The 11,275-nt window shown below is 42.7% G+C and carries 8 protein-coding genes; 4 read left to right on the top strand and 4 right to left on the bottom strand.

Annotation, left to right across the window (positions count from 1 at the left end; translation table 11 throughout):
* Nucleotides 1–156: 156 nt before the first annotated feature.
* The 3 genes from B2R65_RS15875 to B2R65_RS15885 are packed head-to-tail and all read right to left on the bottom strand — an operon-like array spanning nt 157 to nt 3,648.
* Complete coding sequence (locus B2R65_RS15875) at nt 157–1,356, bottom strand: AGE family epimerase/isomerase (RefSeq protein ID WP_286744272.1); 1,200 nt, start codon at nt 1,354–1,356, stop codon at nt 157–159.
* Nucleotides 1,353–2,330, bottom strand: coding sequence for a carbohydrate kinase family protein (locus tag B2R65_RS15880; protein WP_273611626.1), 978 nt, complete (start codon nt 2,328–2,330; stop codon nt 1,353–1,355). The genes B2R65_RS15875 and B2R65_RS15880 overlap by 4 nt, the downstream gene beginning before the upstream one ends.
* A 16-nt stretch (nt 2,331–2,346) precedes the next feature.
* Complete coding sequence (locus tag B2R65_RS15885; RefSeq protein WP_273611627.1) at nt 2,347–3,648, bottom strand: MGH1-like glycoside hydrolase domain-containing protein; 1,302 nt, start codon at nt 3,646–3,648, stop codon at nt 2,347–2,349.
* Nucleotides 3,649–3,844: 196 nt separating this feature from the next.
* On the opposite strand from B2R65_RS15885, the gene B2R65_RS15890 reads away from it, so the two are divergent.
* From B2R65_RS15890 to B2R65_RS15905, 4 genes are all read left to right on the top strand, one after another.
* Nucleotides 3,845–6,286 (top strand): TonB-dependent receptor, encoded by a 2,442-nt coding sequence (locus B2R65_RS15890; protein ID WP_273611628.1) that lies wholly within the window; start codon nt 3,845–3,847, stop codon nt 6,284–6,286.
* A 185-nt stretch (nt 6,287–6,471) separates the two neighbouring features.
* Entirely contained in the window at nt 6,472–8,052 is a 1,581-nt protein-coding gene (locus tag B2R65_RS15895) for a sodium:solute symporter family protein (RefSeq protein ID WP_273611629.1), read from the top strand.
* Nucleotides 8,053–8,062: 10 nt separating this feature from the next.
* A complete protein-coding gene (locus B2R65_RS15900) occupies nt 8,063–9,304 on the top strand; it encodes a glycerate kinase type-2 family protein (RefSeq protein ID WP_273611630.1) in 1,242 nt (413 codons plus the stop codon).
* 73 nt (nt 9,305–9,377) lie between these two features.
* Nucleotides 9,378–10,535, top strand: a complete 1,158-nt coding sequence (locus tag B2R65_RS15905; protein ID WP_273611631.1) for an ROK family transcriptional regulator — start codon at nt 9,378–9,380, stop codon at nt 10,533–10,535.
* A 106-nt stretch (nt 10,536–10,641) separates the two neighbouring features.
* Here B2R65_RS15905 and B2R65_RS15910 read toward each other — a convergent pair.
* On the bottom strand, nt 10,642–11,275 hold a 634-nt coding region (locus B2R65_RS15910; protein ID WP_286744282.1), incomplete at its 5' end, for an alpha/beta hydrolase family protein.

Raw genomic sequence — 11,275 nt, forward strand, 5'->3', positions numbered from 1 at the left:
CAAAATATGAGGTTTAAAAAGTAGGGCGCGCACAAAATTATATTTTGTGGTGATTATTTTTAGGGTATTAAAGGCGTAATCATTTAGGCAAAAAAAACCGCCAAAAAGGCGGTTTAAAGGTCTACACAACACAATTAAATGTTTTACCTTATTGGGTTATTTTAATAACGCCAACACGTCAAAACAGGCACCCATAGTATGGTAATCCGTTTTACCAATTGGGCTTTTCATGGTATCTATTTTTTTGTTATCTACGGTTAAAATTCTAAACCACGCCCCGTATTGATGATCAACTAAGTGCTGCCACGAGTACTGCCAAATTTTGTCATACCACTGCTGGTATTTTTCATCCCCGGTGGTTTCATAAAGGTAGGCTGCACAGCACAGTGTTTCGGCTTGCACCCAAAAGTACTTGTCGTCATCACATATGCTTTTATCTGGCGCAAATCCGTAACAAATACCGCCGTGTTGTTTATCCCATGCAACGTCTATTGAATTATCAAATAACGCTTGAGCGCGCTCTACAAGCCAAGTTTGTGGCTTATGCTTATTTAAAAACATTAATAGTTTTGACCACTCAGTTTGATGACCTGGCTGAAAACCCCACGGGCGAAACAAATTTTTAGGATCGTCTTTGTTATACTCTAAATCAACCTGCCAATTTATATCGTAGTGCTCCCAAATAAGCCCACCCATTAAATTAGCTTGGCGATTAACCATGTTATCAGCCAGTGTGAGCGCGCGATTTAAAAATAGCTCATCTTGAGTGGCTTCATAAGCGGCAATAAGTGCTTCGCACGTATGCATATTGGCGTTTTGCCCGCGATACGGATCGCACTTAGTAAAGTCATTGTTGTGCTGATCTTTATATAAACCCGCTTTTGCATCCCAAAAATGCGTTTCCATTGTTTGAAATGTATCGTTTAGGTATTCGCGTGCCTCTGTAACACCTACACGGTATGCCCAACTGTAGGCTAAAATCACGAACGCAAAGCCATAGCAGTGGTTGGTATCATCAAGTACAGTGGCGTTACCTTGCTTAACACTTAATAACCAATTGTAACCGCCTGTTTGCTCAACAAAGTGGTGCTTACGAATAAACTCAATACCCGATTTAACACGGTTTAGGTACTTTTCGTCATTAAAGGTTTGGTACGCACGTGCATAGTTAAATACAAACCGAGTAGAGCTTACTAGGTGGCGAGTTTGCTTATCAAATACCTCACCATTATCCGAAAAGTTTTGGTAAAAACCGCCGTGTTCGTCGTCTATGTTTGGCTCGTAAAACGCCAGCGTATCGGCAATATGTTGTGTTAAAAATTCGCGGCTTTTAAAGTTATCAGGTGTGAGGCTCATAGTGCGCTCCTAAAATCGTTAAGCGATTTTTCGTTAGGAAGAGACGTAAATGCCCCTTTGTAAGATGCTGCATGAGCACCACATAACGAAGCAAATTCAAAAATAGTTGTTAGTGTTTCGGGGTTGTCGCAAAGCTTACTAAAAGAGCTAGGAGTCAGGTTTTGTAAGCCTAGTTGATACAGCAATCCACCTACAAACGCATCTCCTGCGGCGGTAGCATCAACCATAGTAACCTTTTTAGGGTGAAGCGTTTGCTTGGCATTTTTGGTATACCAATGCATCGGGTTGCCTGCATCGGTAACCACAAATAACTCACAGCCATTATTGAGAGTGTCGGCTATAAATTCTTCACCCGTTTGCTCACCCGCTAAGTATTCAAGCTCTTCTTTAGAGGCTTTAATAATAGAGCAGTGTTTTATCAGGGGTAAAATGTGTTCACGCGGGTTAGCATTACTAGGCCATAAGTTGAGGCGTAAGTTAATATCAAAACTGACAATTGAGTTATTTTGCTTGGCAAATTCAACCCCATACGCGGTGGTTTTACGTATGCGCTCGTCGGTTAAGGTGTTTGAGCAAATATGAAAAATATCGCATTGCTCAAACCATTCACTGCTAAAGTCACTATTAGTAAAGTGCAGATCGGCGGTGTTATCACGGTAAAACTCAAACGTACGGTCGCCGTCCTTATCAAGTGATACAAACGCAAGGGCGGTTTTTGCTTGGTCGGTAAAGCGCATAAAGTCGGTTTTTACGCCTTGCTCTTTTAAGGCGTTATGTAAAAAATCACCAAAGCTGTCGGTGCTTAGCATGCCAGCAAAGTAGGCGTTACCACCTAGCTTTGCAATAGCTACGCTTACGTTTGCAGGCGCACCGCCTGCAAACTTAGTAAACGCTTCGTGCTCGCTGTTGTTTTGGCTTAATTTATCAGAGAGTAAATCAACCAATACTTCACCAAAACATATTGTGTGTTTCATAATGCTGCCTTAGTTATTAATCAAGTAGCCAATGCAGCGCAATAGCGGCTGTCCATGAGAAATCTTTACCACCACAGCCAGCGCCTGTTTCTGGGTTAAAATATTCGTAGTAACCCGATTTAAGCACTAAATCGCGCGTGTCGTCCTGAATTTTATCTGCCGTGGTCACAAACCCTGCTTCTTTAAGGCCGATGGCTATCATCCAGTTAATGTGTAACCAAATAGGGCCGCGCCAGTAACGCTGTGGCTCGTATTTTTCTTCTTTAGGGTGGGTAGATGCCACACTAAATTGACTCGACTCAATAAAATCTTCTGTCGCGGTATTAATAATACGCGTTTGCTCGTCAGTTGTTAAACCAGCATAAACGGTTAGTAGTGCCGCCGATGTTTTAACTTTAGCTAGGCTGTTGGTTAACACGTTTTTACAGTAAAAGTATTCGCTTTGCTCACACCATAACGTATTAATTGCTGCTTGAGTTAGTTCTAGACGCTGTGCTAAATAATCGGTACGAGCATCGTTTAAACCGAGTTGTTCACCCATTTTGAGTAAATCTTTTGTCGCACGGTGCAAAATAGCAATAATACCTAGGTCGTTCATTTTGTACGGGCAGGTTTCGTAAATTACTTTGCTATCAAAATTGTTACGTTTAAAAAAGTCTACTAGGTATAAGAAACGGTCATACTCGCTTTTATGCGGGCGCTGCGACGAATCAACATGGCTGGTGTCGCGGCGGGTGTATTCCCAATCAACACCAGGTACAGCTTCAAGGGCATCATCCCACGATGGGCTGTTATCCATACCCGATTCCCACGGATGATAAGTGACCACTAAGCCTGTGTTTTCAGGATCGCGGTCGTTGTACCACCATAAATGGTAATCAACAACTTGAGAAAATAATGCTTTAACTTTTTGCTCTGCAAGGGTTTTATCTTGTGCGCTGGCAAGCATTTCTTTCATTACTGTTGCCACAACGGGTGGCTGCGAAATAGACGTACTTTTAATTTTTTTATCAGAGCCCCACACATCTGGACCAGGGAAGTAGGTAGTTGAATCTTTATGAAATAAGATATGTGGTACCATGCCGTCATCCCACTGGCCTGAAAATAACACATCAATTTCTTGCCACGCACGGCTCTCGTCAGACTTCATCCACCCTAGGGCTGTAATCGCTGAATCCCAGTTCCACTGAAACGGGTAAAGGCCATGCGTAGGGACGGTATAGCCACCTAAATCGTTTGCTATAAGTGTTTTAGTAGCAAGTTCTGTAAGCGATGCCGCTGTGGCTGCATCAAGTTTACCGTTGATTGTAGTAGTCATATTGGGTGCTCTTTGTGTGTTATTTTCGATTTTGATAATATTAAAGCACTCATTATGGGTTGTAAATGTTTTTTTTCTGTGCTTAAATCCTGTTCGAAGTAACAAAAAACTAACATGTATACTTGATTATTTCGCACTTACTTAGCCACACTCTAAGTAATTACACACAGACAACTAGCACAATTGGAGAATACCCGTGAATAAAACTACGATCGCCTCTATTGTATCTTTATGCCTCACACAAGGCGCGTTTGCCGCAGAAGAGACTGCGCCAGATACAGCAAAAAAAGAAAATAACGTTGAACGTATTATCGTCTCTGGTACCAGCAAAGGACGCGTTATTTCAGATACCCCACAGTCAGTAACCTCTATTAGCGAAGATGAGTTAATAAAGCTTTCATCAAGCAGCCAAGCAGATGTATTACGTTATATCCCAGGTATTAAAGTAGAAGGGGGCGGTGGTGAGGTTGGAACAAACCTACAAGTAAGAGGCTTACCTTCATCGGGTCAGTTTCAGTTTACGCCACTGTCGTACGACGGTTCACCTAGTTTGAGTGTTTTTGGCTTAAACTCATCGGCGTTTGATGTGTACTACCGAAACGACTTAGGTATTGAGCGTGTAGAATTTGTGCGTGGCGGTGTGTCTAACTTATTTGGCCAAGGCTCTGTAGCGGGTATTATTAACTATATTTCTAAAACAGGCAGCGATGATCCGCAAAGTACTGTGCAAATGGAGCTTTCTGATCAGGGCCGTACCCGTTTAGATTTTGCTACAAGCGGGCCGCTTAACGAAGATGGCCTTTATTATGCGCTGTCGGGCTTTTACCGTTACGATGAGGGTCCGTTAGATACAGGGCTTGAGACTAAAGGCACTCAGCTGCGCGGTAATATTCGTAAAGAATTTGATGACGGCTCTGGCTCATTTACTGTGTATGGCCAATACATTGACGACCAAGCGCAGTTTTACCTGCCTATTCCGCTTGATGGCGACAGCCGCGAACGCTTAACTGGTAACGATGGACGCGAGGTGGAGTCATTACAAACTGCTAATGTGTCTAACCTCTCTTACGATACTGCCAATGGTCGTTATGAATCGCCAATTAGTGATGGTGTGGTAACTAAAGGTGGCTCAATCTCGGTCGTATTTGAAAAAGAGCTCGCTAACGATTTTGCTATTAACATGCGCAGTAAATACGCAAAGTACCAACACGAATTTAATCTATTTTTAGATGGCGACGGTATTATTAATGTACCTGAGAGCCAAGAAGAGTTTTTAGCTAACCGTGGCTTAGGTGATGTAAGCAATGCAGCGTTTACTTACACTGCATCGGGGCAGGCACTGGCAAGCGATGACTTATTATTTGCTAATCGTATTTTAGATAGAGACCGCCCAGCAGAGGATTTTTCTGCCGAATTTAATATTGTTAAAAGTATTTTTGTTGGCGATTTTAGCCACGATATTACCGTAGGTACGTTTTTCTCTCACAGTGAAGCCGATGACGATAACGTTATTACGACCTACTTGGGGGAATTTAACAATAACCCTGAGCTGGTTGATTTAACGTACACCAATGCCGATGGTGATGTTGTTCAGTACACACAAAATGGTATTAGTGGCCCAGGTATTTCTTACACCAACCAAACAATTAGCGCTACCCGTCGTGCGCTTTATGTAGCGGACCAAATGGAAAGTGATGATTGGATTATCGACTTTGGTGTACGTTATGAAGAAATTGACGGCAAAATTAGCCGTGAAGGCAGCCAAGTTGTACAAATTTCTGATGATCCATCACTTGCGCCTAATTTGCAGGTAAACACCACAGGCAGTGGTGTAATGACCTACGGCGAAGTAGACACCTCTGAATTTGCAGTATCGGGTGCAGCCTTATACCGCTTAACCGATAACTTAAACGTATACGCGAATGCATCTCGCGGGTTTTTCTTCCCTGAAATTAGAGGGATTCAGTTTAATGATTTAGGTGAGCCTGCCAGCTACGAAGCCGAAATTGTTGAACAAGGCGAGCTTGGTATTAAGTTTTTTGATAACGACTTTAGCGGTAGCATTGCGTTATTTAGAACCGACCTAAAAGACAGACGCAGCGTAGACTTTGTTAACGATGGCAACGGTGGGGTATTAGAGCTGCCTGTTATGCAATCAACCAAAGCAACGGGTGTGGAGCTTACGGGTCGCTACGATATTACCGACGAGTGGGCGGTTGATGCCAACATGACCTACACTGACCACGAATTTACTGAGTTTGACTCAGACCCTTCTATTATTGGTAACGAGTTACGTCGTAAACCAAAAGTATTATTTAACTCTTCTATAAGCTACACCGCAGATAATTGGGATGCTGCTTTGTATCATAACTTTACAGGTAAAAACTTTGCTAACGATGCAAACTCTGTAGAGCTTGATTCATTCCACTTGTTTAGATTTGATGCGGGTTATAACTGGCAAATCGCCCCAGAGCAAACCGTACGTTTAAGCGTAGGGGTATTTAATTTGTTTGACTCGGATGGTGTTACCGAAGGCTCGCCGCGTTTAGGCAACAGCCAAACGTCAGACAATCCTTACTTTGTAGGCCGTCCAATTCTCCCACGACGCGTTACATTTAGAGTCAAATACGACTTTTAAATAAATGCTTTACGCCTATTAACCTGTTTTGGGGTTAATAGGCTTTTTGCATTGTGATGCATTTTTCAGCTAAGTTAGCGATAGGCTTGTTTTTAGGGACTGTTTTAGAAGTAAGCATATAGCTGTTTAGTTTTTTATTTTTGAGAAGGCGCTGTGTTTTCTTAATGTGAATACGCGAAATAATTATGAATATATTAGATTTTTCAATAGTTGCTCTTTACCTTGGTGCCTTATTGGTAATGGGGTTTATGCTACGCGAACAAACCAATAAAAGTGATTACTTTTTAGGAGGCAAAAGCTTAGGGTGGAAACCTTTAGCTTTGTCGGTAATGGCCACTCAGCTTTCGGCCATTAGCTTTATTTCGGCTCCTGCATTTGTTGGTTTGCGTGAAGGCGGTGGTATGCAATGGCTCTCGTATGAGTTAGGTGTGCCGCTGGCGATGATTTTAATTTTAGCGACTATTTTACCTAAGCTTTATAAAAGCGGTATTGTAAGTATTTATGATTACTTAGAAATGCGTTTTGGTCGTTCTACCCGTGTGCTTATTAGTGTGGTGTTTCAGTTTAGCCGCGCATTTGCCACCGGCATTATGATTTATGCGGTATCGCTTATTCTCCAAGGCACCATGGGCATAGAAGCATGGCAAGCCATTGTGCTTACCGGCGTGATCACGGTGTTATATTCACTGCAAGGGGGTATGAAAGCCGTGGTGTATGGTGATGCAATTCAAATGATCATCATTGTACTGGGAACTATTGCTTGTATTGGCTTTGGACTTTATCACTTAGGTGGGGTTGATACCTTTATTGCTAATGTTGATTCGAGCCGATTAGAAGCCATAAAATTTGATTCGTTTGGATTTAGTGGCGATGGTTTTGGCTTTTTACCTATGATTTTTGGTGGTGTGGTGCTTTACGCCTCTTACTATGGGTGTGACCAAACACAAGCGCAACGTGCACTTAGTGCAAAAGATCCTAAAAACTTACGCTACATGATTTTAGCCAACGGCGTAGTGCGTTTTCCTATTACTATTTTATATTGTGTGTCGGGCTTAATTGTAGGCACACTGGCTATGAGCAATCCTGAATTTTTAGCCAAAATTCCAGCCGATAACCCAGATTGGATGATGCCAATCTTTATTTTAGATTACTTACCACATGGCTTAATTGGTTTATTAGTGGTGGCTATTTTATCGGCGGCTATGTCATCACTTAGCTCTGCTATTAACTCGCTTTCGGCGGTAAGTATTGAAGACTACAGCCGTATTTCGAATAAAGAGCTAGACCAACCAACCTACTTAAAACTGGCTAAATACTTAGGGCTTATTTGGGGGGCAATTACGTTAATTTTATCGCTTTATGCTGGTGATATCGCACCTACTATTATTGAAGCCATTAACAAAGTAGGCTCGTTATTTTATGGCCCAATACTGGCGGTATTTTTAATTGCCGTAGTTAGTAAGCGCAGTGCTGCGCTGCATGCAAACATAGGCTTAATTAGTGGTGTGTTAATTAACTTGTTGGTGTCGGTATTTGCACCAGACGTATTTTGGTTTTGGTGGAACTTTATTGGCTTTGTGGCTACAGCGGTGATTACCTTTACGACAAGCATTGCGATTCCACGCGAAGTAAACGAGGTTGCTAAAGCGCAAAACGCTGAGACTATCTCAAACTCAATTTTAACCGGTAAAGATATCGTTATGCTGCTTAGCATGTTTGTTGTGATGGTATTAATTTGCCTTGCTATTCCATCAATTTTTTCGTGAGCGTTAACCCATGGATTCTAAAAAGTCATTTTTAATCGATTTATTTACCACGGCGGTAAATGCCTGTAAACCCAGTGCTTGCATGAGTAAGTACTTGGAAAATATAGATGCCAGTAATGGTTTATGTGTGGTGGGCGCCGGTAAGGCCGCCGCCGAAATGGCCGCAGAGGTTAACCGTTTTTATGGTGATAAATGCTTTGGTGCGGTAGTGACACGTTATGGCTACGAAAGTGCCGGCGATACTGGGCGCATTAAAGTGCTTAGTGCTAATCACCCAACGCCTGATGATAACAGCTTAGCAGCAGGTAAAGAGTTATTGGCGCTTGTAAAAAATAATCCGGCCGATATTCCTATTTTGTTTATTATATCAGGCGGCGGCTCGTCGCTTATGTGTTTGCCGGTAGATGATGTACCGTTTGAGCAAAAGCAGGCGCTTAATCAGTTTTTACTTAAAAGCGGTGCAAGCGTTGATGAAATTAACGTTGTGCGCAAACAGCTCTCGCTTGTTAAAGGCGGTAAGTTAGCGCAAGCGGCTAAATCGGATTATGTCACGCTGATTATTTCGGATGTAGTAGGGGATAAGCCAAGTGATATTGCATCAGGCCCCACAATTAGCGATAACAGCACTAAAGCCGATGCGCTGGCTATTTTACAAAAGTACAACTGGCCGGTTATTAACGAAATTGAAGCGCATTTATTAAAGCCTGAGCAACCACGCGCGGCTGATACTCAAGGCAAACACTTTATTGTGGCTAATGCCCAGCACGCGATTGACAGTGCTATTGATGTAGCGCAGCACCAAGGCTGGAATACGCAAGTACTGGGGTACGACATTCAAGGTGAGGCAAAAGAGGTTGCCCGCGCACATGCTAAAATTGCCCTTGAGCAAAAAGCGCAAGGTAAGCGCGTTATGTTGTTCTCTGGCGGTGAGCTTACAGTAACGGTAGCCGATGTTTATGGCGATGGTGGCCCTAATCAAGAGTACTTAATGGCATTGGCAGAGGCGCTTAACGCCGAGGCGGGCATTTATGCCATAGCCTGTGATACCGATGGTGTAGATGGCAGTAAAGACGTTGCCGGTGCGTATATAAATAGCAGCACGATTGCGCGCGCACTTGATGCTGGCGAAAACTTACACGCTCAGTTAGAAGGCCATAATAGCCATCAGTTTTTTAAAGCCATTGATGATTTAATTATTACTGGGCCAACCAATACTAACGTTAACGATTTTAGAGTGATAGTGATTGAGTAGGCGCGCTCGCCTACTTGTTCTTTAAAGTGGTTTAACGTAACCTTGTGCTCCAATTTTATTAGGGTTAATAGCTATGTTTTCGCTAAATAACAGTAACTTATTACGCTCAGGATTTGAGCTTGGAAAAGGCGACAAACTTTTTCAAGACATTGAACGTGATATTATTAAAGTGGTGTTTTGGGAGCAGTGCGTAACACAAAGCCATATTGTGAGCGCCACCCGAATTCCGCAGCAAACTGTCTCGCGTTTACTTAAATCGTTAACTCAGCATGGCGTAATAATGCAAACCGATACGCTAATACCTAATAAAAAGGGTAAGCCTGGGTTTGGTATTGCGCTTAACCCCGAATACGGCTTTACCTTTGGTTTAGCTATTTTGCTTGATGCTATTTCTGTAGCGGTTATGGATTTTACCGGTAAAGTTATTTACACCCATATGCAGCTTATGTCAGACATGAGTATTAATAACGTACTTAAAAGTGCGCAAAAGCTGGTGGACGATATAAGCGCAGAGCATAACATTGCAAGCGAAAAAGTGCTGGGGATGGGCGTGGGTATATCGGGCTTTTTTAGCTCTATGGACGGTAAAATGAATACCCACCATATGCTAGAGGAGTGGTCGCAGGTTGATATTATCGATATTGTCTCTAAGCATTTTCAACTCCCTACGTGGGTGGTGAATGACGCTACAGGCGCCGCCGCTGGCGAAGGGGTTGCAGGTATAGGCCGCGAGTATAAAAACTTTGTTTATATGTTTGTCTCGGCGGCATTTGGAGGCGGAATCGTAAATAACGGCGATGTACTGCGTGGTACTTACGGTAATGCTGGCGAGCTTGGCGATATGTTACCGCCAAAGTTATACGCTCATCCCAATTTAGAGTTACTAAAGCGTATTTTGAAAAAAAATGGTGTAGCGGTTGATTCAATTTACGACCTGCACGATGACTTTGACCCAGAATGGCCAGGCGTAGAAGAGTGGCTATTTAAAGTTCAAGACTCGTTTGATTTAGTAGCAACTTGTTGTTCGGCGCTATTAGATGCAGAAGCGATTATTATTGGCGGCCATATACCTAAAGAGCTGGCCGAAAAAGTAATAGCGCGTACTGAGGTTTACGCACAATTTAGACGCGGTGCTAAACGCCCAATGCCTAAGCTGGTGGTCTCAAACATTAATAACTTTCCGGTCTCGATTGGTGCAGCCACTTTGCCATTTAGAGAGCTGTGTTTGTAGCTTAATAATAGAAACGTTAAAACAAAAAGCCGATATTGATTTATACAATATCGGCTTTTTTAGTATTTAAACCGACTCCTTAACTAAGTGTTATTGCGAATGGGTTTTACTCTTCAACGAACGGTTCACCTTCTGTCATCCACTTAGCGGCTGGCTTGCCTTTTAAGTAATGGTCAAAGTACTGCATCATACGCACTGAAAAATCGACCTGATTAGGAAACTTTTTCAAATGATGTGGTTCACCTTCGTATTGTAAAAAGGTGGCGTCTTTACCCGCACGGCGCAGGGCTAAGTAATATTGCACGCCTTCGTGCCAAGGCACTGCGTCGTCTTTATCCCCAAACATAATTAAAATAGGGGTATTTACTTTATCGGCAAAAAACACTGGTGAGTTTTCGATGTATAGCTCGGGTGCTTCAAATAAATTTTTACCTATGCGACTTTGCCCTGTTTCGTACTGAAATTGACGCGCAAGGCCCGACTTTAAACGTATGCCGCTGTATGCACTGGTCATGTTTGATACCGGCGCGCCCGATACAACCGCTTTAAACATATCTGTTTGGGTGATCATAAACGCACTTTGATAACCTGCCCATGAATGCCCTTGTAGGCCTATTTTAGCTGGGTCGGCTATGCCTAAGTCTATAAGCCTTTGCGTGGCGTTGATCATGGTTTGCGTTGTCGATTTACCTGGGTGGCCTATTTCAAAGCGAATGTCAGGTAAAAAGATTGCATAACCA

The sequence above is a fragment of the Pseudoalteromonas sp. UBA2102 genome, assembly GCF_002331165.1.
Taxonomy (GTDB): Bacteria; Pseudomonadota; Gammaproteobacteria; order Enterobacterales; family Alteromonadaceae; genus Pseudoalteromonas; species Pseudoalteromonas atlantica.

Coding starts and splice junctions, on each gene's coding strand:
- B2R65_RS15875 (WP_286744272.1), bottom strand. CDS start 1,356: ATGAGCCTCACACCTGATAACTTTAAAAGCCGCGAATTTTTAACACAA.
- B2R65_RS15880 (WP_273611626.1), bottom strand. CDS start 2,330: ATGAAACACACAATATGTTTTGGTGAAGTATTGGTTGATTTACTCTCT.
- B2R65_RS15885 (WP_273611627.1), bottom strand. CDS start 3,648: ATGACTACTACAATCAACGGTAAACTTGATGCAGCCACAGCGGCATCG.
- B2R65_RS15895 (WP_273611629.1), top strand. CDS start 6,472: ATGAATATATTAGATTTTTCAATAGTTGCTCTTTACCTTGGTGCCTTA.
- B2R65_RS15900 (WP_273611630.1), top strand. CDS start 8,063: ATGGATTCTAAAAAGTCATTTTTAATCGATTTATTTACCACGGCGGTA.
- B2R65_RS15905 (WP_273611631.1), top strand. CDS start 9,378: ATGTTTTCGCTAAATAACAGTAACTTATTACGCTCAGGATTTGAGCTT.